A 24143-nucleotide genomic window follows, 5' to 3' on the forward strand; every position below is an offset into this window, starting at 1 on the left:
TATTCGGAAGCGCTCAGAGCGCGATGATGCAGTCGTCGAGGCTGCGCGGGTATGTGGTCAGCGCCTCGGCGCCGACATCGGTCACCAGCATGCTGTCGCTGATGCGATAGCCCGCGTGTCCGGGGACATAGATGCCTGGCTCGTTCGAGACGACCATGCCGGCCTGCAGGATCGTGCCGTCGCCGTCCTCCAGCCAGGGAGCTTCGTGCATTCCGAGTCCGATCCCGTGACCCTGGCGGTGACGGATGAACTCACCGAGTCCTGCTTCGCGAATGACGTCGAGGCAGAGGCGGTTCGCCTCACGGCATTCGAGCCCTGCACAGATGGTCTCCCTCCCCACACGTTGGGCGTCACGGATCGTGTCGTGAAAACGACGCTGGTCCGCGGTCGGCTCCCCCAGTACGAACGTTCGCTCGCCCTCGATGAAGCGTCCGCCCACGGCACAGCCGAGCGACAGCATGAATGTATCCCCCGGGCGGAGGCGGTTCACGGACGGAAGTCCGTGAGGAAACGCGGAGTTCGCGCCGGAGTACACGAGGCCCCCAGCGAGAAGCGAGGCGACCACGACGTTGCGATGCTCGGCATACATCGTTCGCGTTCCCGCGGATGTCACGTGACGCTCGAGCTCCGCCTCGGTCGGAAGATCTTCACCCGATGTCACGGCATCAGCCACCATGGCGACCCCGGCCTCGAGCATCAGGTCCGTGATGCGAGCGGCCTCACGATGCAGGCGGACCTCCTCGGGGAACTTGACAAAGCGCGCCCGCATCAGCAAGTCCGAGCCGATCAACTCGACGTGCGGCATCGCCGCTCGCGCCGACGCGAGCCTGCTGTACTTCATCGTCGAGGAGAATCCGATCCGCCCGCTTGCGCCGACGACGTCGGCGAGTGCGGCGAACGGCGACGTCACACCGGGAAACTCGAAGAACGACACCAGTTCGGCGCGGGCGGACTGCGACTGCGCATACTCGAGCTCCAGCGCCGGCAGCAGGAGAACTGTTCGCCCTGCTGGCTCGATCCAGACGGCGACGGGGCGCTCGGACGGGTGATGGAAGAAACCAGTCAGATACGCGATGTCCTCGGGATCGTCAGTGAGGAAGGCGTCGAGGCCCTCAACATCGATCATCTCCCTCACCCTCCCCTGCACGCGGTCGAAGAACTCCGAAGGAAGGCGCTGGTCGAATTCCGTCATGGTGCTGCTCCTAGCGGGACAGATGGCGCGGGTTGCGCGCATCGTTGTAGGCGATGGACAGGAGAGTGGCGGAGAGCACGAGGATGAGGATGGCGATCGAGGGGAAGAGTGTGAGCCACCACGCACTCACCATGGCTCCTGCCTGCTGCGCCTCGTAGAGGATCCGCCCCCACGACCAGGTGGTCGGATCGCCGAGCCCGAGGAAGGCGAGTCCCGCCGCCGAGAGCACCGCTCGCGAGGCGGTGACTACCACGGATACCACCACCACCGGCGTCACTGCCGGGAGCAGATGGCGGGTGATGATCCACAGCGGCGACGTCGTCATGAGACGCGAAGCGTCCACGTACGGCAGCCCTACGACAGTGAGAGCCTGGGAGCGGACGAGACGGGTGACCTCGGGCCAGGAGAACGCCGCCACCACCAGGATGATCGTCGTCGTGCTCGGTCCGACGAGTGCCGCGACGAGGATCATGAGCGGGAGTACCGGCAGCGACAGCGTCATGTCGACGATCACGCTGATGATGCTGTCGAGACGGCGGAAGTATGCGCCGACCACCGCGATGATCGTGCCGAAGACGATGGCGATCACGGAGGCCGCGACTGCCACCAGCACGCTCTGCTGCGTACCCCAGATCACTTCGGAGAACACATCTCGCCCGAGTGCATCCGTGCCGAACCAGTGGTCGCCGCCCGGAGGCCGCAGCACGTCAGGACCGTAACTCGCAGGGTACGGCGCGATGAGCGGCGCTACGAGCGCGATGACCACCAGCAGGAGAAGCAGCCCGAGCGAGACCATCCCCAGCGGGTCGCGGCGGAAGGCTCGCCACGTGTGGGCGCTGGCACGCTCGCTGCCGACCGCGGCCGGCTCGGTGAGGGGGGTCGTCTCCGCGGAGGGAAGCGGCGCGGTCATGAGGTCTTCACTCTCGGGTCGAGGTAGCCGTAGATGATGTCAGTGATGGTGTTCGCGACCACGACGGTGATCGCGAGCATCAAGAACGCCCCCTGCAGCACCGGGAAGTCGAGCTGCGTGACAGCCTCGTAGATTCCTCGGCCGATGCCCGGGTAGGCGAACACGGTCTCGGTGAGCACCGCACCGCCGACGAGGAAGCCAAGTTGCAGACCGATCAAGGTCGTCGTGGGCAGCAGGGCGTTGCGGAGGGCGTGCTTCCAGAGGATTCGCCGGCCGTGGAGCCCGTTGGCGCGAGCCAGGAGGATGTAGTCCTCGCCCAGGGTCTCGATCAGTGTCGATCTCATGGTGAGGACGTACGAGCCGACCTGGATCAGCATCAGCGACACCGCGGGGAGCACGAGGTGTCGAGCGACGCTCGCATACCAGTCGATGCCGTAGGTGCTGTTCGTGTACGCACCTCCGATCGGAAACCAGCCGAGGTTGAGGCCGAAGACGAAGAGCAACAGAATCGCCACGCTCGGCACGAACAGTGATTGGCCGGTGACGCCGATCACCTGCACGGCCCTGTCGATGACCCGGCCCTTGCGAGCGGCGGCGGCGACGCCGAGCGGTACACCGATGACGATGGTGAGCACGAGCGCCGTGAGTGTGAGGAGAAGCGTCCATGGCAGCCGCTGGAGCAGCACGTCGAGCACGGGGATCGACTGCGTGAACGAGATTCCCAGGTTTCCCTGGAGCAGTTGCCACATGTAGAGCGCGTACTGGACCAGCAGGGGCTGGTCCAATCCATACTGCTGGAGGATGGTCGCCCGGATGTCGTCGGTCATGTTCGGACTCGCCAGTGCGAGCGCGGGATCTCCTGGCAGGAGCCGCAGGAGAAGGAACGTCACGGTCACGGCGAACCAGATCGTGAGCAGACCGCGACCTGCGCGACGGAGAATGAACGATGCTCGGGACACCCGGGCGACCTTCCTCGAGGATTAAGTGGGTTATTCGACCGGGTACGCGCTCGCAAGGGAGAGCGGGTTCACGATCGACAGCAGCTCGCTCGGCTTCGAGATGAAACCGGCCCATTCGTCGCTGGCCGCGAAGAACAGGTTCTGCGTGTACATGATGTTGTCGTACACCTGCTCGTGGACGATCTTGTTCGCCTCGCGCAAGATCGCGATCTTGTCATCCTCATCGAATGTGACCATGCCCTCTTCGATCAGAGCGTTCAGCTCCGGGTCGTCGACGCGGGTGTAGTTGATCGCGCCACCGGGTAGGTACGACAGTGCGAAGTTCGTCACCGGGTCATCCATGATGGCGAAGTTGCCTGCGTAGATGTCGTAGTCGCCCTCGTTGGTCATCGAGAGATAGGTGTTGCGCTCGGTGCCCTGCAGTTCAATCGTGATCCCAGCCTCGGCCGCGCTGTCCTTCACCATCTGGGCCCACTGGCTGGTGACGGAGTCCTGCAGAGAATAGATCAGACGGAACGAGAGCGGGAAAGTCCCGTCAGAGTCGGCGGTGTAACCTGCCTCCTCCATGAGGGAACGTGACAATTCGGGATCGAACTCGTACTCCGTGACCGAGTCGTCGTAGTACTTCGCCAGCACCGGCATCAGCGCGCTCGACCCGGTGGAGACGGCCTGACCCTGCAACACGACGGTGCGGATCGCCTCGTAGTCGACCGCGTGAGCGAGCGCCTGGCGCACGAGGGCGTTCGCGAGATCCGGCTTGTCCATGTTGTAGACCAGATGCGCATAACCCAGTCCCGCGGCTTCGATGACCTGGATGCCGTCCGTACTGCTGAGCTGCTCGACCTGAGCAGGAGGGAGGGCGTTCGCGATGACGTCGATCTCGCCACTCTGCAGCGCCAGAATCTCGGTGTTGACGTCGGGGTACACACGGTAGACGACCTCGGCGGGACCAGGCACGCCTCCGTCGACCAGTGGGTACTCCTCCACACGCTCGAGCGTGTAGTGCTGTCCCACCTGGAAATCGCTCATGACGAACGGGCCCATGCCGACCCAGCCGCCGTCGCTGCCGTCGTTCGCGAAGTCAGCGATCGACCCCTGCGGCTCGAAGACATGCTTCGGCACGACGACACCCCAGAAGCCGATCTCGTCGATGATCGACGAGTCAGGCTGGGTGAGCGTCAGCTCGACTCGGGTGTCGGATACTGCGGTCGCCGTCTCGAGATTGCCCAGCTGCCCGAAGAATGTCCCTGGTGCCTCGTCACGCTTCACGGCGTTGAGGGTCCAGGCGACGTCCTCGGCGGTCAACGGCTCGCCGTCGCTCCACGTCAGGTCATCCCGGATCTCGTAGTATCCCGTGGTGTCGTCGACGTAACCCCAGTCAGTGGCGACGTGCGCCTCCTTGGTGCCGTCGTCGCTGATGCTCAGTAGGTGCGGGTACATCAGATTGGTGACCCACGAGTCCGTGCGACTGTTGCCGAGTACCGGGTTGAAGTTCACGACGTCGGTCGTCGTGCCGATGCTGAGCGTCGCATCGCTCGGTCCTCCGGCCGCGGATGACTCACCGGGCTCCGGCGCGGTCGGCGCGCAGGCGGCCAGACCGACGACGAGAGCTGCTGCCGAGCCGACCGCGAGATACTTGCTGTGCTTCATCAGACCCAAACCTCCTCGAGTACGCGCATGGTGTTCCCACCGACGACGGCGCGAATCTCGTCGTCGGAGTAGTCGTGCTTCACAAGCCATCCGATGATGTTGTAGAAAGCCTCAGCCGGATTCTCGATGCCGTCCACGTAGGGCTGCTTCTCGTACTCGACGTTGGCATGCGCCTGACCGAGCGACAGGTTCGACGAGAACGCGTCGTGCAGACCGACGTGGTCCCCGAAGAGGGTGTCCGGTCCGAAGCTCACGTGCTCGAGGCCCACGAGGTCGACGCAGTACTGGAAGTGGTCCATGACGGACTCCAGCGAGTGCTTCGGATGCTGCGGTGAGATCGTCGTGTGCGGCGCCGCTTCGATCCCGATGACGCCGCCGCGCTTCGCGCACTCGATGATCGTCTCGTCGGTCTTCATGCGGTTCGTCGGCCAGAGGCCTCGCGCGCCGGCGTGGGTGATGAAGACGGGAACACGCGAGTGCTTGATGACATCCAGACAGGTCTGATCGCCGGAGTGGGAGATGTCGATCGCGATGCCCAGCTTGTTCATTCGCTCGACGGCTCGCTCGCCGAAGTAAGTCAGGCCGCCGTCGCCGCGCTCCTTCAGCCCGCCGCCCAACATGTTCGCCTCTGAATAGGCGATACCCATCTGGCGGACACCGAACCCGTACAGGACATCGAGCCGATCGACCTCGTTCTCGATCATGGTCGCCGCCTCGAGGGCGAAGATGTGCGCGACCCGCCCGGTTTCCGCCGCGTGGCGGATGTCCTTGATCGACTCCGCCTTGATGACGAAGTCCTGGTGCGCGAGGTCGGCCATGCGCACACCGAGATCAAAGAGCACGTCCTGGTACTTCCATCCGGCATCGCTCGAGATGCAACACGTGCCGTCCATCCCGTTGTCGAAGACGGCGGTGAGGCCGGAACGCGCCAGCCCCTGGTAACCGGTGGGCTCACGGCCCTGCCGGATGTGATCGCGCAGTTCCCCCATGTCCTCGGGGAATACCTGCACGTGCTCGTGCAGCGAGATGACGGTCTCCTCGCGGAGCAACCGCTCGCTGCGCTCCTTCTGTGCATCGGTGAGCTGTAGGCCTTCGTAAGCCGGGACACGGCCGATCTGCTTCGCGTAGCGGAACTCGCGGTAGTCCTTACCCGCTTCGAGGTAGTCATACGCCGTGTATCCGGTGTAACGGTCGGATGGTTCGAGCACGAGAGCGCTCCTTCGGTTGGAGTGGATATTCGTCCCCGGTGAGCATCTTGGGGAGAGATTTCTTCGAATCTCGAGTATTTCGGCTCAAAAGTCAATCCAACTGAAGATATTCGGCCTAAATGTTTCATGCTGGAAACATTTCAGGAGTAGTGTGCCTGTCATGACGACCTCTATGGAGAACACCTCGGCGCATCAGGGCGACGTCGTCCTCGATGTCCAGGGCCTGACGGTGACGCTGTCGAGCGATGGACGACGCAATCGCGTCGTCGATGAGATCGATCTGACCGTCCGGCGTGGCGAGGTGTTCGCTCTACTCGGCGAATCGGGCTCGGGCAAGTCGATGACGGCACGCGCGGTGATGGGACTGCTCGACAAAAACGATGTCGAGGCCACTCGTATGATGCTCGGAGACACAGACCTGCTCGGACTCACGACGGAGCAGCATCGTCGCCTGCGAGGCGTGCGTATCAGTCTGGTGATGCAGGACGCCCTGTCCGCTCTGAACCCCGTACTGAGCATCGGAGATCAGATCACCGATCTCATCCGCGCGCATCGCGCGGCCTCCCGACGAGGCGCGCTCTCTCGCGCCATCGAGCTGCTCGGACTCGTCGGCATCCCTCAACCCGACCAGCGTGTGCACGACTATCCGCATCAATTCTCAGGAGGACAGCGCCAGCGCATCCTCATCGCGATGGCGATCGCGCTGGAACCCGACGTCATCATCGCGGATGAGCCCACGACCGCTCTGGACGTCACCGTACAGGCTCAGATCCTTGATCTTCTCCTCTCGCTCAGGGCTCGGCTCGGCATGGGGATCGTACTGATCACTCACGACCTCGGGGTCGTCATGGAGGTCGCCGACCGAGTCGCGGTCATGCGGTATGGGCGAATCGTGGAGGCCGGCGATGCCGACACAGTGCTCACCGAGCCGCAGCACCCTTACACGATTCAGCTCCTTCATTCGATGCCCAAGGACGTGAGTGCGGCGGTCGAGGATCTGGACGCTCACCCGATCATGGAAGGCCGGGGGCTTCGCCGCACGTTCCGTAGTGGAAGCGGCCGCCGCGCCCACCGCGTCGACGCGGTCGGGGGCGTGGATCTACAGCTGCGAAGCGGTGAGATTCTTGCCATCGTCGGCGAGTCGGGCAGCGGCAAGTCCACGCTCGCGCGGATGCTCGTTGGCCTGGATTCGCCGGACGAGGGAACCCTGAGCTTTCGAGGACAGGATGTCACACGCGGACGGATGGCAGACCGCAAGATTCTGCGACGCGGCGTGCAGATGGTCTTCCAAGACCCGTACATGTCTCTGAACCCGCGGATGACCGTGCAGCAGATCATCGCCGAGCCCTTGGCAGCGAATCGCTCAGGCACAGCAGCGGAGCGTCGACAGCGGGTGCACGAACTCCTCGATCTGGTCGGCCTCTCGCCTGAGATGGCCACCCGCTTCCCCCATCAGTTCTCCGGGGGGCAGCGCCAGCGCATCGGGATCGCCCGTGCGCTCGCCCTCCGACCTGACGTTCTCGTGTGCGACGAACCGGTGTCCGCACTGGACGTGTCGATCCGAGCGCAGATCATCGACCTGCTGTGCGACCTCAGAGAGCGTCTCGGCATGACAATAGTCTTCATCGCCCACGATCTCTCACTCGTCCGACACATCGCTGATCGGGTGGCGGTGATGTATCGAGGGAACATGGTCGAAACCGGAGCGACCGATGAGGTCTACACGAACCCCGCACACGAATACACGCGCGCGCTTCTTTCTGCTATCCCACCGCAGACCCGCGCCGATCGAGGGATGCTCTCCCGTCGTACGCGACTCAGCGCTTGATTGTTGGTGCTCATCGGCTGATCCGCGGTCAACAGACTGAGCAGCCTCAGACGCCGGGTCGCACCGAGAGATCGGTGATCTGCGCGTCGCGCGGCAGGTCGAGCGCGGTGATGATCGTCGTTGCCACGGACTCCGGATCGATGAAGCGAGCGGGGTCGTACTCCGCCCCTTCCTGCTGGTGCACGCGCTCCTGCATCGGCGTGGCCGTCCGTCCGGGGAAGACCGATGTGACGCGGACGCCGTGTTCGGCCTCTTCTGCCCGGAGCGCGTCGGCGAGAGCCTTCAGCCCGTGCTTCGACGCGGCGTACGCTCCCCACTCGGGGTTCGCACGCAGGCCTGCACCGGAGTTGACGAACAGGACCTGGCCTCGCGAGACACGCAGCATCGGAAGGAACAACCGCGTGAGCTCCGCCGGCGCGATGAGGTTCACCGCGAGCTGCTGCTCCCAGATCCCGGACGGGAGGTCTGCGACCCGACCGAGATCGACGATGCCCGCGACGTGGACGAGTGTGTCGACACGCTCGGGCAGCTGCTGCTTCGAGAACGCCCAGGACAGACGCCCCGGCTGTGTCAGGTCGCCGACGAGCGTCATGGCACCCGGGTGACGCGCAGCGAGTTCCCGCGCCCGGCCGGCGTCGCGAGCGAGCAGCACGACCTCATCGCCCCGCTCATGCAGCCGCCGGGTGAGCGCCGCGCCGATTCCCGACCCGGCACCGGTGATCAGGTGCACGGTCATGTCAGGAGCGCTCTGCCGCCTCGGTGAGCTCGATCGGAACGACCGGGCAGTCCTTCCACAGGCGCTCGAGCCCGTAGTAGACGCGCTCCTCGCCGTGGAACACGTGCACGATCAGGTCGCCGAAGTCCAGCAGGACCCAGCGGGCCTCCGTGCGGCCTTCTCGGCGGACGCGCTTGTGCCCCGCCTCATGCAGACGGTCCTCGATCTCGTCGGCGATCGCAGCGACGTTCCGCTCGCTGTTACCGGTGACGATGAGGAAGATGTCGACGAGCGGAAGCGGCTCGGACACGTTCAACGCGACGAGGTCTTCGCCGCCCTTGGCCGCGGCGGCGTCTGCCGCGATCTGCAGCATCTGTTCGGCGTTCTCCGGTGACTGCATCAGCCGAAGACGTTCGTGGTGAAGGCGACGATCAGCGCGACGGCGAGAGCCAGTGCGAGTCCGCCTGCCGTGATGGCCAGGGTGAGCATCAGTTTGTTGCCCTTCTCAGGAGCCGGGGGTCGGATGACCTCTCCGGCAGGTTTGATCGTGCTCACCGCCGAGCTGGCGGCGATCGGTGTGGGCGAAGACGTCAGCGGCAGTTCGCCGTCGATGAGGACAGCATCGATGTCCTTGCCATCGGCGGTGCCGTGCGCGTGTCCCTGGGACCCCAGTCCCTTGGGGAGCTCGTAGCTGCCCGTGATGAGCAGCTCGCCCGTCGAGGCGACAGGACCGGAGAGCGACCCCTCCCCCGGGTGGGTGAAGATGAGAGTGTTCGGAGCGCGGTGCGTTCCGCCGGAATCGGACGTGATGAGCTCGTCGAACGACGGGGCGAAGTCGGGGACGTCCGTCTGGCCGTCGAGCAGCTGCGTGCCGAGATCCGGGCTGACGATCGGACGCTCCCCTGTGACGATCGCGTCGGCATCGGAGAGTTCTTCCTCCGCGTCGGCGTCTTCGTCCTCGTCGAGGTCCTGCTGCGCCTCGTGCGTCGTGACGCCGAACACCGAGCTGACCTCGTCGGACTCCGAGTCGACATCGGCCTCGAACGCAGTCTGGGCGTCTTCGATGACGTCCGTCTCCGCCTGGGCGGGCACCGGCGCGAACACCGGCAGACCGTCGACGATGTCAGTGGTCTCGACAGATTCCGACGAGGGCGCCTCGACCTCGTCCGTGCGCGCGCTGTCCTTCTGGGCCTTTTCGTCGGCTGCGTCCTCGGTGGGCGTGGCGGGCACGGACGCGGCGCGCATGCGCTCCCGCGCACGAGCCTGCCGGCGCGTGAGGGGCGTTACCGACCCCTCGCCTGCCGCCTCAGTGGGAGTGTATTCCGTGGGGCCCGACGAGGCCGGAGCGGACGCGGCGGGAGTGGACGGTGCGGGATCGACGGACGATGCAGAATCCTCCGCTGGAGCCGCCGGCGTCTGGGCTGCCTGCTTCGCGGCGGCGGCTTCGTGTTCACCGATCACCGGTGTCGCACCGGTGAGGCGGATCTCCCGCAATTGCTTGCGGGTCAGCGGTCGATCGCCCTGCTGATCCGATGTGCTCATGCCTTGCTCCGATACAGATGATGCTTCGCGATGTATTGAACGACTCCGTCGGGAACGAGATACCAGACCGGCTGATCATCGTGGACGCGCTCACGGCACGCCGTCGAGGAGATCGAGAGGGCCGGTACCTCGAGTTGGCTGACGTTGTCGCTCGGGAGTCCGTCCGTGCTCAGGACATGTCCTGGCCGGGAGACCGCGACGAAGTGGGCCAACTCCCACAACTCATCATGGTCCCTCCAACTGAGAATTTGCGCCACGGCATCCGCACCGGTGATGAAGAACAGTTCGGCGTCCGGGCGCTGCTCCTTCAGATCACGGAGCGTGTCGATCGTGTACGTGGGGCCCTCACGGTCGATGTCGACCCTGCTGACGGTGAAACGAGGGTTGGATGCCGTCGCGACGACGGTCATCAGGTAGCGATGCTCGCTCGGGGTGACATTCGACTTCTGCCACGGATGCCCCGTCGGAACGAACACGACCTCATCGAGGTCGAACGAGTGCGCGACTTCGCTCGCCGCGACCAGGTGCCCGTGGTGGATCGGGTCGAACGTCCCGCCCATCACTCCGATCCGGGGGGCACGCGTGGTCGTCGTCTCCATACGCCTTAGTGGCCGTGCCCTGCCCCGTGTCCGTCGGCGCCGTGCTTCTGCGCCCAGGCCTCTGCCTTGGCGGAGTGGCGGTTCGCGACGTGGCGGTACGAGAACGTGACGAGCCCGAGCACGGCGAACAGCGCTGCGGCGATGAGGCCGAAGATGAGCGTCTCAAGGGCCACGTTTCCGTGGTGCTCCGTTTCAGCGGCTGCCATCGCAATCTGTGCGACGAGGTTCATCCTGTCTCCGTTTCGTGACCGGGTGCGGGTAAAGGCACACTCATCCTATCGCTCAGCCGCGCGTCTGACCCGACCCGCGCGCGAGCCACTTCGTGCTGGTGAGCTCCGCCAGCCCCATCGGCCCGCGTGCGTGCAGCTTCTGGGTGGAGATCCCCACCTCCGCGCCGAATCCGAACTCGCCGCCGTCGGTGAACCGTGTGGACGCGTTCGCCATGACGACAGCCGAATCGACCTCAGCGAGGAAGCGCTCCGCGTTGCGCGAATCGGTCGTGATGATCGACTCCGTGTGACCGGTGCTGTAGGTGCGGATGTGGGCCAGCGCCTCATCCAGGTCGTCCACGACCTTCATGGCGATCTCGGGGCCGAGATACTCGGTCGCCCAGTCCTCATCGGTCGCGGGGATGATGTTGCTCATGAGCCCTGCGACCATGTCGTCGCCGTGGATCGCGACGCCTTCACTCTGCAGCGCGCTGGCGACCAACGGCACGAGGCGCGGCGCGGCCTGACGAAGCACGAGCACGGTCTCGACGGCGTTGCAGACGCTCGGGCGCTGGACCTTGGCGTTCACGACGATCTCACGGGCCCAGTCATCGGGCGCCGACTCGTCGAGCACGATGTGCACGTTGCCCGCACCCGTCTCGATCACCGGGACCGTCGACTCGGTGACGACCGTCTCGATGAGAGCGGCACTGCCCCGAGGCACGAGCACGTCGACGAACCCTCGGCCGTTCATGAGGGCCTTGGCTCCGTCGCGCCCGAAATCATCGACGGTCTGGATGGCCTCCGGGGTGACACCGGCGCGCTCGAGGGCGTCGCGCATGACCTGGACCAGCACCGTGTTCGATTCCCTGGCGGCGCTCCCGCCGCGGAGCACCCCGGCGTTGCCGGCGCGCAGTGCGAGCGCCGCGATGTCGACGGTGACGTTGGGACGCGCCTCGTAGATCGCGCCGACGACTCCGAACGGCACCCGCACCTGTTCAAGGGCGACACCGTTGGGCATCCGGTGCCCGCCGACCACCTGGCCGACCGGGTCGGGGAGGACGGCGATGTCGCGCACAGCGCGCGCGAGTGCGGCGATGCGCCCATCGTCCAGCGTCAACCGATCGATCAACGAGTCGCCGATGCCGCCGGCGCGACCGTTCTCGACGTCGCGTCGGTTCGCGGCGATGATGGTCTCGGCGTTCTCCTCGAGACCGCGGGCGATGCTCTCGAGCGCGCGGACCTTGTCGTCGCTGGTGAGGCGTGCCGTCTCCCGCGACGCCTCCTTGGCGCGCGAGAGCCGGTCCTGCGGGGTGTCGGTGGTCATCCGCTCAGCTTACGAGACGGGCGCCGCCCGCGTCGCCGAGATGACGGCGGGCTCGAACCATGTGCCGATGTCCTCGCCGTTCAAGGCCCGGTCGACGAGGTCCGCACCGGTGACGAGTACGCCGATGCCGGATGCTGCGGCCAGACGGGCTGCGGACACCTTGGTGGCCGCCCCTCCTGTGCCCACGCTGTTGACCACGGTCGCCCCGAACTCGAGTCCTTCGAGATCGGAGTCCGCGGTGATGATGTCGATCGGCTCCGCAGAGGGATCCGTCGGGGGCTTGGTGTACAGGCACTCGATGTCGCTCAGCAGCACGAGCGCGTCCGCCTGGATGAGCTGGGCGACGAGTGCGGCGAGCCGGTCGTTGTCACCGAAGCGGATCTCCTGCGTGGCGACCGTGTCGTTCTCGTTGACGATCGGCAGGATACGGAGTCCGAGCAGCCGCTCCATCGCGCGTCGCGCGTTGCTGCGCGAGGTGGCGTTCTCCAGATCCCCGGTGGTGAGGAGCACCTGCCCTGCCACGATGCGGAACGGGCGGAGGGCCTCCTGGTACCGGTACACGAGGACGTTCTGCCCGACGGCGGCCGCGGCCTGCTGCGTGGCGAGGTCGGTCGGCTTCGCCTCAAGATCGAGATACGGGATGCCGGTGGCGATCGCACCGCTCGAGACCAGCACGATCTCGCAACCGCGGGAGTGGGCGGATGACAGTGCGTGGACGATCATCGGGATGCGCCACGCGGACTCCCCGCTGATCGAGGATGAGCCGACCTTGACGACGATCCGGTCCGCCGTACGAAGGTCTTCCCTTGTCCTCGCTGTCACTCGAGCTCTCCTTCAACATCCTGCCCCGCCGTGGCACGGCGCTTCTCGTCCTGCTCGGCGCGGTAGGCCGTCCTGGCGTCCATGCGCTCGTAGTACTGTTCCCGACGTTCGCTGGTCGTACGACGGGAGTTGGGCGCGAAGCGGGGGTCGGTGCCTCGCGGCGCCGTCATCAGCTCAGCAGCCGAGCGCATCGAGGGCTCCCAGTCGAAGATGAGACCGTCGCCCTCGCCGATGACGACCGTCGCGCCGGGGGTCGCCCCCAGGCGGAACAGCTCGTCCTCGACACCGAGACGCTCGAGTCGATCGGCCAGGTATCCGACGGCCTCCTCGTTCTGGAAGTCGGTCTGCTGGACCCAGCGCACCGGCTTCTCGCCGAGGATTCGGTAGTACGTGCCGTAGGAACCGCCCTCGACGCGGATGCTGAACGGCTTCTGCGCACCCTTGGGGCGGATGACGACGCGCTCGGTGGGCACCTCGACGGCGGTCTCGGCGCGGTGCTTCTCGACGATCTCGCCGAGAGCGAAGGTCAGCGGCCGCAGCCCCTCGTGGGAGACCGTGGAGATGTCGAAGACGCGGAAGCCGCGCGCTTCGAGCTCGGGACGGACGAGGTCTGCGAGGTCGCGCGCCTCAGGGACGTCGATCTTGTTCAGGGCGACGAGCTGCGGACGCTCGAGGAGCGGCGTCTGCCCCTCTGGCACCTCATATGCGGCGAGCTCCGCGAGGATCACGTCGAGGTCGGAGATGGGGTCGCGGCCCGGTTCGAGGGTCGCGCAGTCGAGCACGTGCAGAAGCGCAGAGCAGCGCTCGACGTGACGGAGGAACTCGAGACCGAGCCCGCGTCCCTCACTCGCCCCTTCGATGAGGCCGGGCACATCGGCGACCGTGTACCGCGCGTCCCCCGCCTGGACGACCCCGAGGTTCGGGTGCAGCGTCGTGAAGGGGTAATCCGCGATCTTCGGACGAGCGGCGGAGACCGCCGCGATCAGGCTGGACTTCCCCGCAGACGGGTAGCCGACGAGCGCGACGTCCGCGACGGTCTTGAGCTCGAGGACGACATCGCCCTCGAATCCAGGAGTGCCGAGCAGAGCGAAGCCGGGAGCCTTCCGCTTCGGGCCGGCGAGGGCCGCGTTGCCCAGCCCCCCGCGACCGCCCTCTGCGACGACGAACCGCTCGCCGGGGGTGACCATGTCGATGAGGACTTCACCCTCGGGCGTCTTGACGACGGTGCCGACGGGGACCGGAAGCTCGAGGGTCTCCCCTTCGAAGCCGGAGCGGTGGTCGCCCATGCCGAATCCACCGTTCCCGGAGGCGCGGTGCGGTGAGTGGTGGTACGACAGGAGCGTTCCGGTCTGCGGGTCGGCGACGAGCACGATGTCGCCACCGTCTCCGCCGTTACCCCCATCCGGACCACCGAGCGGCTTGAACTTCTCACGGTGAACGGACACACAGCCGTTGCCGCCCTTGCCGGCGCGCAGATGCAGCGTCACCGTGTCGACGAACGTGACCATGTGTAACTCCCTGGATACGCGGACGGGGCGAGCCGAAGCCCGCCCCGAACCGGATGTCTACTGTGCTGCGATTACTGAGCAGCGGCGACGATGTTGACGACCTTGCGGCCGCCCTTCGCGCCGAACTCGACTGCGCCCGCTTCGAGAGCGAACAGCGTGTCGTCACCGCCACGGCCGACGTTCACGCCGGGGTGGAAGTGGGTGCCGCGCTGACGGACGATGATCTCGCCGGCGTTGACCTGCTGACCGCCGAAGCGCTTCACGCCAAGTCGCTGGGCGTTGGAGTCACGACCGTTGCGGGTGGAGCTTGCGCCCTTTTTGTGTGCCATGTCCTTTGCCTCTTCTGCTTACTTGATGCCGGTGATCTTGACGCGCGTGAGCTCCTGGCGGTGGCCCTGACGCTTCTTGTAGCCGGTCTTGTTCTTGTACTTCTGGATGACGATCTTCGGGCCGCGGAGGTTGCCGATGACCTCGGCCGTGACCGTGACCTTCGCCAGCTTGTCGGCGTCGGTGGTCACCGTCGAACCGTCGACGAGAAGGACTGCGGGCAGTTCGATCTTCTCACCCTGAGCAGCCTGAACACGGTCGAGCTGAACGATCGTGCCGACCTCGACCTTCTCCTGCCGCCCACCGGCGCGCACTACTGCGTAAACCACTTGATACCTGTTTCGTTGGGGAGCGGATAGCTCCGAAAATCTCACGGGAAGACTGTGCCTGCGTTCGTCTCAGGTCCGACGGGTACGAGCACAAGGCTCCGGCCTGTCACCCGCTGGGGACGACGCAGCTCACGCACCAAGGGACTACTTTACCGGATGAGGCACTGTCTCGCAAAAGCTGACCGCGTCGTGTCGCCCCGCCGTAGGATCGCGAGGTGACCGTACTGATCGACGACCCCATCTGGCCCGCTCACGGACGGCTGTGGGCGCACCTGGTCAGCGACAGCAGCCTTGATGAGCTGCACGCCTTCGCCCGGCGCAACGCGCTTCCTCCGCGGTCGTTCGACCAGGACCACTACGACGTCCCCGAGGAGTCGCTGCCCCGACTCCTTGCCGCCGGCGCTGAGCGCGTCGGCGGCAAGGAGTTGGTGCGACGACTGATCGCGTCAGGACTTCGAGTCCCCGCCCGCGACAGACGCGGATGACGTGTTCACCGACACGGGCGTCCCGGTGAGGGCGGCAGTGGTCACTCGACGACGATTGCGCCCCTGACCCGGAGCCTTGGGCTCGGGCAGGGCGTCGAGGACGGAGTCCAGCAGCTGCTCCGCAGGGCTCTTGGGCGCAGCGCCACGGTCGGAGCCGCGCTTGCGGCGGGGCTTCTTCGGGCGCTCCTGAGCCGGGGCCTGCTCGACCTCGACGGCGGGTTCCGCCTCGGTCACCGGCTCCGCGCTGGGCGCGAGCGTGGAGGCTGCGATCTGCGCGAGCGCGGTCTTGGCCCCCTCGGGGATGGCGTGCGCCACCGGAGCGTTCTGCTGCGTGTTCTGGTTCTGCTGTCCCCCACCGCGCTGGCGACGTCCGCCGGTCTGCCCGTTGGAGTTCGAGCGGTGCTTGACGACGGGGTCGTGGTGCACGACCACGCCGCGACCGGCGCACACCTCGCACGCCTCGCTGAAGGTCTCCAGGAGCCCGAGACCGAGCTTCTTGCGGGTCATCTGGACCAGACCGAGCGAGGTGACCTCTGCCACCTGATGCTTCGTCCGGTCGCGGCTGAGGCACTCCACCAGACGGCGAAGCACGAGGTCCCGGTTGGACTCGAGCACCATGTCGATGAAGTCCACGACGATGATTCCGCCGATGTCACGCAGGCGCAGCTGGCGGACGATCTCCTCGGCCGCCTCCAGGTTGTTCTTGGTGACGGTCTCCTCGAGGTTTCCGCCCGAGCCGACGAACTTGCCGGTGTTGACGTCGACCACGGTCATCGCCTCGGTCCGGTCGATCACGAGCGATCCACCGGAGGGCAACCAGACCTTGCGGTCCAGCGCCTTCTCGATCTGCTCGGTGATCCGGAACGCGTCGAACGGGTCGACATCGTCCTCGTATGCCTCGACGCGCTCGAGGAGGTCGGGGGCGACGCTTTCGAGGTACGCACGGATCGTGCGCTGCGATTCCTCGCCCTGGATGAGCATCTTGGTGAAGTCCTCGTTGAAGACGTCGCGGACGATCTTGACGAGCAGGTCGGGCTCGGCGTGCAGCAGCGCGGGTGCCTGCTGGCTCGCCACCTGCTTCTGGATGTGCTCCCACTGGGAGGTCAGACGCTGCACGTCGCGCGTGAGCTGCTCCTCCGTCGCGCCCTCGGCCGCCGTACGGACGATCACGCCGCTGGATTCGGGAAGGACTTCCTTGAGGATGCGCTTCAGGCGCGCACGCTCGTTGTCCGGGAGCTTGCGGCTGATGCCGTTCATCGATCCGCCGGGCACGTACACGAGGTAGCGGCCGGGGAGGGAGATCTGGCTGGTGAGTCGCGCACCCTTGTGCCCGACGGGGTCCTTGGTGACCTGTACGAGCACCCGGTCGCCGGGCTTCAGAGCCAGTTCGATGCGACGCGGCTGGTTGCCCGTCTCGACGCCGTCCCAGTCGACCTCGCCGGAGTAGAGCACGGCGTTGCGGCCTCGGCCGATGTCGACGAACGCGGCTTCCATGCTGGGCAGCACGTTCTGCACGCGACCGAGGTACACGTTGCCGATCAGGGACGCGTCCTGATTGCGTGCGACGTAGTGCTCGACGAGGACCGCATCCTCGAGGACACCGATCTGCGTACGACCGTTCTTGGAGCGGACGACCATCTTGCGGTCGACGGACTCGCGCCGGGCGAGGAACTCCGCCTCGGTGACGACAGGGCGCCGACGGCCCGCATCGCGTCCGTCACGTCGGCGCTGCTTCTTCGCCTCAAGACGCGTCGATCCCTTGATCGCCTTCGGCTCGGTGATGTACTCGACGGCGCGCTGCCGCTGACGCGGCTCATCGCGCTGATCGTCGTCGTCGCGCCCGCCGCGGCGACGACGCCCGCGGCGGTTGGACGGAGCCTCGTCCTGATCCTCGTCGCGGACGTCGGTCCGGTCACGGCCCGGCCGAGCGGGCAGCGGCGTGATCTCCGGAGCGTAGAAGTGCAGTTGCGTCGACACCCGCGACACGAAGACCTCGGGCAGGAGCCCCAGGCTCACCGCTGTCAGTGCCTTCGGCTTCTCCGGCTCGGGTGCGGGCTTCGAGGCCTGAGCCGTGGCGTCAGTCTCGGCAGCGACGGTCTCAGCCTGCGTCTCGGCATCCGCCTTCGCCTCGGAATCGGCATCCGTCTGCGTCCCGGCATCCGCCTTCGCCTTGGAGTCGGCATCCGCCTTCGTCTCGGCGCCGGCCGTCGCCTCCGACTCGGCCGTACCGGCCGGCGTGTGGGGCTCGGCCTCAGCGATCGGCTCCGCCTCGGCCTGCGGCTCGGCAGGAGTCTGCTCAGCCGTCGCCTCCGACGACTCGGCGCTGTCTTCGGCGGCGGCCGTGTCAGCCTGCGGCTCCGTCACCGCGACCGCTTCCGGAGCGTCCGGCGCTAGCGCGCCCGCTTCTTTCGCATCGAGGGTCGGGGTGTTGTTGTCATTGTTCTCATCGGCCATCTCTGGCGTGCTCCCTGCGCGGACACTTCGTGTTCCGCGAAATCTCGTGCGGCACCCGCGGGTGCCGCGAACTCAATCGGTGTGCGACCGGCTCATGGCTCTGATCGCGAGGGGCATGGGGCCCCGAAGTCTGCGTCGATGCGAAGTACGGCACGCCGTGCGGTGCATCACCGACCATTATCGCATCACATCGGCCGGTTCGTGGCATCCTTCTGTCGACGGCCTCGAATACACGGCCCTGTCTCGCCGCATCCATAGCGATCGCTGAGATAATCCCGACATGAGTGAGACGCGTCCCCGCCCCACCCTGTACGCCGTCTGGCTCATCGTGGCCAGTGTCATCGGGTGGTGGGCCGCGTTCCAACTCACCGTCGAGAAGTTCGCGCTGCTGGCCGACCCCGATGCGTCCCTGAGCTGCGATCTCAGCGCCTTCATCCAGTGCGGCAAGAACCTGGAGTCCTGGCAGGGATCGGTGTTCGGCTTCCCGAACCCCATCCTCGGCCTCACCGGCTGGATGGCCCCGCTCGTGGTGGGCGTCGCCGTCCTCGCCGGCGCCCGCTTCCCCCGCTGGTTCTGGGCGCTGTTCGGGGCCGGCATCACGTTCGCGTTCGGCTTCGTGTGCTGGCTGATCAGCCAGAGCATCTACGAGCTCATCGTGCTGTGCCCGTGGTGCATGGTGACCTGGGCCGTCACCATCCCGACGTTCTTCGCCACCGCCGTCCACCTGTTGCGCAACGGCACGATCTCGCGGTCGGAGAAGGTGCGCGCTCGTGCCGAGAAGCTGATGGCCTGGGTCCCGCTGGCGACGATCCTCGCCTACGCGATCATCATCGCGATGGCGCAGGCGAAGGGGATCGACTTCCTCGGCGAGATGGCGGGTCTCCTCTTCTGATCAGACGACAGAACCCGCCTGCTCGATGCAGACGGGTTCTGTGGGACGGCAGAGGTCAGTCGAACCAGATTCCCAGTTCGCGCTGTGCGGACTCCGGGCTGTCGGAGCCGTGCACGAGGTTCTGCTGGACAGCGAGACCCCAGTCGCGGCCGAAGTCTCCGCGGATCGTGCCCGGTGCGGCCGACGTCGGGTCGGTCGTGCCCGCGAGGGAGCGGAAGCCCTCGATGACACGGTTGCCCGCGACGCGGATCGCCACGGACGGGCCGGACATCATGAACTCCAGCAGCGGCTCGTAGAAGGGCTTGCCCTCGTGCTCGGCGTAGTGCTCGGCCAGCAGGTCGCGGTCGGGCTCGACGAGACGGATGTCGACGAGTGCATATCCCTTCGCCTCGATCCGCGCGAGGATGGCGCCGGTGAGCCCGCGGGCGACCCCGTCCGGCTTGACGAGGACGAGGGTTTCTTCGATGGCCATGTCAGTCGCTCTCTGTGTGAGTGTCGGTTGCGTCGTGGTCCGGGGTCGCGGCGGCGGGTGGCCGCGCATCCAATCGGGCCCCCATGATCGTCGCATACGCCCACATGCCTCCGAAAACCAGCACGACGAGCAGCGTCGCGGGGACGAAGAACGCCGAGAGCGCGACGACGACCTGAAGGACCCAGCCCGCGGCGATCGCCCACGGCTTCGTGATCATTCCCGCCACGGCCACCATCGCGATCGCGACGATGGCTGCACCGATGATCGCCCACCACGGCGGGATGCCGTCGGGGAGACTGCGCAGACCGAAGATGGTGAACCCCACAAGCAGGACGATGACGGCCTCGAAGCCGAGCACGACGGGGGCGAGCTTCTGCACGAGCGTGCGCGGCGGGCGCGGAGGACGATGCGCTCCGCCCTCGGACCGGGGGGTCATGCGCGCCATCCGGACTTCCAGTCCTCTTCCTCCGACAGGGCGATCGCCTCCCCGGCGAGGACGATCGAGCCGGCGATCACGACGGCACGACGCTCGGACGAGGCCGCCCACTCGCGCGCCGCGTCCGCCGCATCCGCCAGAGACGGGTGCACGGTGACCCGGTGCCCGGCGTTCTCGACGAGGTCGGCGATGTGGTCGGCGTCGCTGGCGCGGTCGGAGTCGGGCGCGGTGGCGAACACGTGCGCGGCGACAGGGGCGAGGCGATCGACGATGCCCGCCGCGTCCTTGTCCGCGAGGACGCCGAGCACGAGACCCCACTCGTCGAAGTCGAAGCTGTCGTCCAGCGACTGTGCGAGCGCCTCGGCGCCGTGCGGGTTGTGGGCAGCGTCGACGACGACGGTCGGCATGATGCCCAGCAGCTGCAGGCGCCCGGGCGATGTCGCACCCTGCAGCCCATCCGTGATGATGTCATCCGCCACGCGCTGCGAACCGGCCCCGATGAGCGACTCGACCGCAGCGATTGCGAGGGCGGCGTTGTGTCCCTGGTGCGCGCCGTACAGGGGAAGGTACTCCTCGACGTATGCACCGGCGAGACCGCGGATCGTGAGCAGTTGCCCGCCCACGGCGAGTTTCTGCTCCGCCAGTCCGAACTCCTCGCCGTCGAACGCGATCGTCGCGTTCTTCTCGGCGGCGACCCGGCGGAGGATCGCCGCGGCCTCAGCGGGCTGCTGGGCCGAGACGACGGCGGCGCCGTCCTTGATGATGCCGGACTTGACCTCGGCGATCTTCTCGATCGTGTCGCCGAGCCGGTCGGCGTGGTCGAGGGCGATGGGCGCGAACACGGCGACGTCGCCGTCGGCGGTGTTCGTGGAGTCCCAGGACCCGCCCATCCCCACTTCGAGCACGAGAACGTCGACGGGTGCGTCAGATGCCGCGACGAACGCGAGCACCGTCAGCAGCTCGAAGAAGGTCAGTGGCGCGTCACCGGTGGACTCGAGCTCGGCGTCCACGATCCCGACGAACGGTTCGATCTCGTCCCAGGCGTCAGCGATGGCGGCATCCGCGATGGGCTCGCCGTCGATCATGATGCGTTCGGTGAACCGCTCGAGGTGCGGGCTGGTGAACAGGCCGGTGCGCAGACCGTGAGCGCGCAGCAGACTCTCGATGATCCGAGCCGTCGACGTCTTGCCGTTGGTGCCGGTGATGTGCACGACGCGGTATGTGCGCTGCGGGTCGTCCAGCAGCTCGAGGATGCGCGCGGTGCGCTCCTTGCGGGGCTGCACCCAGCGCTCCCCCGCGCGTTCCAGCAGGCGGTCGTACACGGCATCCGCGCGATCGCGGTCAGACATTCGTCGCTCCCTCGGTGTTCACGTCGATCGTGACGATGATCGGGGCCTTCTCGGAACCCAGCGCCGTCGCACCGCTGCGGTGCACGCCGTCGCCGGGGCTCGTGACGTCCTGCACGAGCGTCGCCATGTCGTCGGTGGGCTGCACGGCGATCGCGACCGCCAGGGTCTCCCCCGCGATCAGTTCGGCATGACCCTGCAGCGCCTCGGCGATCTCCGGCGACACGTTCAGCGCCAGCACGATGCGATCACTGACCTCGAGGCCGGCGTTCTTGCGCGCCTCCTGGACGACGCGGATCGCGTCACGGGCCATGCCCTCCGCCTCGAGCTCCGGGGTCGTCTGGGTGTCGAGCAGCACGAAGCCGCCGCTCGGCACGATCGCGAGCGCTTCGCCTTCCGGGCGTCCGGCCGTCTCGAGCACGAGCTCGTACTCGGAGGGCTCCAGCGCGATGCCGTCGACCACGACGACACCGTCCCGCTCCTCCCAGACGCCCGCTCTCGCGCCGGCGATGACGTGCTGCACCTGCTTGCCGAGGCGCGGCCCCGCGGCACGCGCGTTGACGCTGAGGCGGTGGCTGATGCCGTACTCCGCCGCCGCGGTGTCGGTGAGCTGCACGAGTTCGACGGACTTGACGTTGAGCTCATCGCGCAGGATGTCCTCGAACTGCCCGAGCTGGTCCGCCAGCGGCGAGACCACGGTGAAGCGCGCGAGCGGCAGGCGCACGCGGAGCTTCTCCTTCTTGCGCAGCGCGTTTCCGACGCTGGACAGCTCGCGCACGGCATCCATCGCGCTTCTGATGTCGTCAGCGGCGGGGAACGCGTCGGCATCCGGCCAGTCCGTCAGGTGCACGCTGCGTCCGCCGGTGAGTCCCTGCCATACGCGCTCGCTGATGAGCGGCACGAGCGGTGCGGCGACGCGGCAGAGTGTCTCGAGAACCGTGTACAGCGTGTCGAACGCATCGGTCCCGCCCTCGGCGCCGACCCAGAAGCGGTCACGCGACCGGCGGATGTACCAGTTCGTCAGCACCTCGGCGAAGTCGCGCAGGCGCGCGGAGGCCGTCGTCGAGTCGAGCCCCTCGAGGTCGGTGGCGACATCCCGCACGAGCTCGCCGAGCCGGGACAGGATGTAGCGATCCAGGACGTCGGTGGAGTCGGTGCGCCACGTCGCCTGGTAGCCCTCCTCGCCCGAGGCGTTGGCGTAGGTGGCGAAGAAGTACCACGAGCTCCACAGCGGCAGGAGGAACTCACGCACACCCGAGCGGATCCCCTCCTCCGTCACCGCGAGGTTGCCGCCGCGCAGCACAGAGCTGGACATGAGGAACCAGCGCATGGCGTCCGAGCCGTCGCGGTCGAACACCTCGGAGACGTCCGGATAGTTGCGCAGCGACTTCGACATCTTGTACCCGTCGTTGCCGAGCACGATGCCGTGGCAGCTCACGCCGGTGAACGCCGGACGATCGAACAGCGCGGTCGAGAGCACGTGCATGACGTAGAACCAGCCGCGCGTCTGTCCGATGTACTCGACGATGAAGTCCGCCGGCGAGTGGGAGTCGAACCACTCCTGGTTCTCGAACGGGTAGTGCACCTGTGCGTAGGGCATCGAACCCGAGTCGAACCAGACATCGAAGACGTCCTCGATGCGGCGCATGGTGCTCTTGCCGGTGGGGTCATCGGGGTTCGGACGGGTGAGGTCGTCGATGTACGGACGGTGCAGGTCGATCTCACCCTGCGGGTTGCGCGGAAGCGTGCCGAAATCGCGCTCGAGCTCCTCGATCGACCCGTACGCGTCGACGCGGGGGTATTCGGGATCGTCGCTCTTCCAGACCGGGATCGGTGAACCCCAGTACCGGTTGCGGCTGATCGACCAGTCCCGAGCGCCCTCGAGCCACTTGCCGAACTGGCCCTCCTTGACGTTGTCGGGCACCCAGGTGATCTGCTCGTTGTTGGCGATCAGACGGTCCTTGATGTCGGTGACCCGGATGAACCAGCTCGACACCGCCTTGTAGATCAGAGGGTTCCGGCAGCGCCAGCAGTGCGGGTAGGAGTGCACGTAGCTCTGCTCGCGCAGCATCCGGCCGTTCTCCTTGAGGAGGCGGATGAGCGGACGGTTGGCGTCCATCCAGAGCTCGCCGGCGACATCGGTGACGCTGGGCAGGAATCGGCCGCCGTCGTCGAGCGACAGGATCGTGGGGATGCCGGCGGCGCCGGTCACGCGCTGGTCGTCCTCACCGTAGGCAGGAGCCTGGTGGACGATGCCGGTGCCATCGGTGGTCGTGACGTAGTCGTCGACGAGGATGCGCCAGGCGCTCTCGGTGCCCCAGGTCTCGGCATCCGCGTAGTAGTCGAACAGGCGGTCGTAGGTGACATCGGCGAGTGCGGATCCGAGATGGGATGCGGTCACTGCGGCGAGCGCGTCCTCGGTCGTCTCGTAGCCGAGGTCCTTGGCGTATCCGGGTAGGAGGTCGCGGGCGAGGAGGTAGCGGTGCGCGTCGCTCTCCGCCGCGTCGTCGCCGGGATGGATGTCGGCGGCGCCGTTCGGGCCGGCCGGCAGCACGACGTACTCGATGTCCGGTCCGACGACGAGGGCGAGGTTCGTGGGGAGCGTCCAGGGCGTGGTCGTCCAGGCGAGCGCGCGCACGGCGGTGAGCCCGAGGGACTCCGCCTTCACTCCGGTCAGCGGGAAGGTGACGGTGACCGAGGGGTCCTGACGGTCCTGGTACACGTCATCGTCCATGCGCAGCTCGTGCGCGGACAGCGGCGTCTCATCGCGCCAGCAGTACGGCAGCACGCGGTACCCCTCGTACGCGAGACCCTTGTCGTACAGGGTCTTGAAGGCCCACAGCACGCTCTCCATGTAGCCGAGGTCGAGCGTCTTGTACCCGCGGTCGAAATCCACCCAGCGCGCCTGGCGGGTGACGTAGTCCTTCCACTGG

General features: G+C 66.8%; 23 protein-coding genes. 3 read left to right on the forward strand and 20 right to left on the reverse strand.

Annotated elements, in window-relative coordinates:
* Positions 1 to 13: 13 nt before the first annotated feature.
* The 5 genes from HD600_RS14640 to HD600_RS14660 are packed head-to-tail and all read right to left on the reverse strand — an operon-like array spanning position 14 to position 5919.
* Positions 14 to 1192, reverse strand: coding sequence for a M24 family metallopeptidase (locus tag HD600_RS14640; RefSeq protein ID WP_184284536.1), 1179 nt, complete (start codon positions 1190 to 1192; stop codon positions 14 to 16).
* Positions 1193 to 1202: 10 nt separating this feature from the next.
* Entirely contained in the window at positions 1203 to 2102 is a 900-nt protein-coding gene (locus tag HD600_RS14645) for an ABC transporter permease (RefSeq protein ID WP_184284538.1), read from the reverse strand.
* Entirely contained in the window at positions 2099 to 3061 is a 963-nt protein-coding gene (locus HD600_RS14650; protein WP_184284539.1) for an ABC transporter permease subunit, read from the reverse strand. The genes HD600_RS14645 and HD600_RS14650 overlap by 4 nt, the downstream gene beginning before the upstream one ends.
* Before the next feature lie 30 nt (positions 3062 to 3091).
* The gene (locus HD600_RS14655) at positions 3092 to 4711 is read right to left on the reverse strand and encodes an ABC transporter substrate-binding protein (RefSeq protein WP_184284541.1); all 1620 of its coding nucleotides are present in this window, start codon (positions 4709 to 4711) and stop codon (positions 3092 to 3094) included.
* Positions 4711 to 5919, reverse strand: a complete 1209-nt coding sequence (locus HD600_RS14660) for a membrane dipeptidase (RefSeq protein WP_184284543.1) — start codon at positions 5917 to 5919, stop codon at positions 4711 to 4713. Before HD600_RS14660 ends, HD600_RS14655 begins: the two co-directional genes overlap by 1 nt.
* 160 nt (positions 5920 to 6079) lie before the next feature.
* Between HD600_RS14660 and HD600_RS14665 the strand changes: the two genes are divergently transcribed.
* Complete coding sequence (locus tag HD600_RS14665; protein ID WP_206705753.1) at positions 6080 to 7747, forward strand: dipeptide ABC transporter ATP-binding protein; 1668 nt, start codon at positions 6080 to 6082, stop codon at positions 7745 to 7747.
* A gap of 46 nt (positions 7748 to 7793) precedes the next feature.
* Here HD600_RS14665 and HD600_RS14670 read toward each other — a convergent pair whose 3' ends face one another.
* From HD600_RS14670 to rplU, 10 genes are all read right to left on the reverse strand, one after another.
* A complete protein-coding gene (locus HD600_RS14670; protein WP_184284545.1) occupies positions 7794 to 8483 on the reverse strand; it encodes an SDR family oxidoreductase in 690 nt (229 codons plus the stop codon).
* 1 nt (position 8484) lies between these two features.
* The gene (gene rsfS / locus HD600_RS14675) at positions 8485 to 8862 is read right to left on the reverse strand and encodes a ribosome silencing factor (protein ID WP_144796500.1); all 378 of its coding nucleotides are present in this window, start codon (positions 8860 to 8862) and stop codon (positions 8485 to 8487) included.
* Positions 8862 to 10004, reverse strand: a complete 1143-nt coding sequence (locus tag HD600_RS14680) for a hypothetical protein (RefSeq protein ID WP_184284548.1) — start codon at positions 10002 to 10004, stop codon at positions 8862 to 8864. Before HD600_RS14680 ends, rsfS begins: the two co-directional genes overlap by 1 nt.
* Positions 10001 to 10603: a nicotinate-nucleotide adenylyltransferase gene (gene nadD / locus HD600_RS14685; protein ID WP_144796504.1), complete on the reverse strand. Its 603-nt coding sequence runs from the start codon at positions 10601 to 10603 to the stop codon at positions 10001 to 10003. Before nadD ends, HD600_RS14680 begins: the two co-directional genes overlap by 4 nt.
* Positions 10604 to 10608: 5 nt before the next feature.
* Complete coding sequence (locus HD600_RS14690; protein WP_144796506.1) at positions 10609 to 10833, reverse strand: hypothetical protein; 225 nt, start codon at positions 10831 to 10833, stop codon at positions 10609 to 10611.
* 52 nt (positions 10834 to 10885) lie between these two features.
* Positions 10886 to 12139, reverse strand: coding sequence for a glutamate-5-semialdehyde dehydrogenase (locus HD600_RS14695; RefSeq protein WP_184284550.1), 1254 nt, complete (start codon positions 12137 to 12139; stop codon positions 10886 to 10888).
* Positions 12140 to 12148: 9 nt separating this feature from the next.
* The gene (proB, locus tag HD600_RS14700) at positions 12149 to 12961 is read right to left on the reverse strand and encodes a glutamate 5-kinase (RefSeq protein WP_144796510.1); all 813 of its coding nucleotides are present in this window, start codon (positions 12959 to 12961) and stop codon (positions 12149 to 12151) included.
* Positions 12958 to 14469 (reverse strand): GTPase ObgE, encoded by a 1512-nt coding sequence (gene obgE / locus HD600_RS14705; RefSeq protein WP_184284552.1) that lies wholly within the window; start codon positions 14467 to 14469, stop codon positions 12958 to 12960. Before obgE ends, proB begins: the two co-directional genes overlap by 4 nt.
* Before the next feature lie 71 nt (positions 14470 to 14540).
* Complete coding sequence (gene rpmA / locus HD600_RS14710) at positions 14541 to 14798, reverse strand: 50S ribosomal protein L27 (RefSeq protein ID WP_144796514.1); 258 nt, start codon at positions 14796 to 14798, stop codon at positions 14541 to 14543.
* Between the two features lie 18 nt (positions 14799 to 14816).
* Positions 14817 to 15125, reverse strand: coding sequence for a 50S ribosomal protein L21 (gene rplU / locus HD600_RS14715; protein WP_175988676.1), 309 nt, complete (start codon positions 15123 to 15125; stop codon positions 14817 to 14819).
* 215 nt (positions 15126 to 15340) lie between these two features.
* Here rplU and HD600_RS14720 point away from each other — a divergent pair, with 215 nt between their 5' ends.
* A complete protein-coding gene (locus HD600_RS14720) occupies positions 15341 to 15610 on the forward strand; it encodes a DUF4031 domain-containing protein (RefSeq protein WP_184284554.1) in 270 nt (89 codons plus the stop codon).
* On the opposite strand, the gene HD600_RS14725 is transcribed toward HD600_RS14720, so the two are convergent.
* Positions 15572 to 18064, reverse strand: coding sequence for an Rne/Rng family ribonuclease (locus HD600_RS14725; protein ID WP_241731689.1), 2493 nt, complete (start codon positions 18062 to 18064; stop codon positions 15572 to 15574). The two genes, HD600_RS14720 and HD600_RS14725, sit on opposite strands and share 39 nt — an antisense overlap.
* Positions 18065 to 18344: 280 nt before the next feature.
* Between HD600_RS14725 and HD600_RS14730 the strand changes: the two genes are divergently transcribed.
* Positions 18345 to 18956 carry a vitamin K epoxide reductase family protein gene (locus HD600_RS14730; protein WP_184284556.1) on the forward strand — a complete coding sequence of 204 codons (612 nt, stop codon included), beginning with the start codon at positions 18345 to 18347 and terminating at the stop codon, positions 18954 to 18956.
* A gap of 55 nt (positions 18957 to 19011) precedes the next feature.
* Here the strand turns inward: HD600_RS14730 and ndk are convergent, their stop codons facing one another.
* The 4 genes from ndk to ileS form a co-directional block, all read right to left on the reverse strand.
* Positions 19012 to 19428, reverse strand: a complete 417-nt coding sequence (gene ndk / locus HD600_RS14735) for a nucleoside-diphosphate kinase (protein ID WP_184284558.1) — start codon at positions 19426 to 19428, stop codon at positions 19012 to 19014.
* A gap of 1 nt (position 19429) precedes the next feature.
* Positions 19430 to 19864 (reverse strand): DUF4233 domain-containing protein, encoded by a 435-nt coding sequence (locus HD600_RS14740; RefSeq protein WP_241731690.1) that lies wholly within the window; start codon positions 19862 to 19864, stop codon positions 19430 to 19432.
* Positions 19861 to 21213, reverse strand: coding sequence for a bifunctional folylpolyglutamate synthase/dihydrofolate synthase (locus HD600_RS14745; protein ID WP_184284560.1), 1353 nt, complete (start codon positions 21211 to 21213; stop codon positions 19861 to 19863). The genes HD600_RS14740 and HD600_RS14745 overlap by 4 nt, the downstream gene beginning before the upstream one ends.
* A partial coding sequence (ileS, locus tag HD600_RS14750) for an isoleucine--tRNA ligase (RefSeq protein ID WP_184284563.1) occupies positions 21206 to 24143 on the reverse strand: 2938 nt, incomplete at its 5' end. The genes HD600_RS14745 and ileS, both read right to left, overlap by 8 nt.

Source organism: Microbacterium ginsengiterrae, from assembly GCF_014205075.1.
In the GTDB taxonomy this organism is placed as follows: Bacteria; Actinomycetota; Actinomycetes; order Actinomycetales; family Microbacteriaceae; genus Microbacterium; species Microbacterium ginsengiterrae.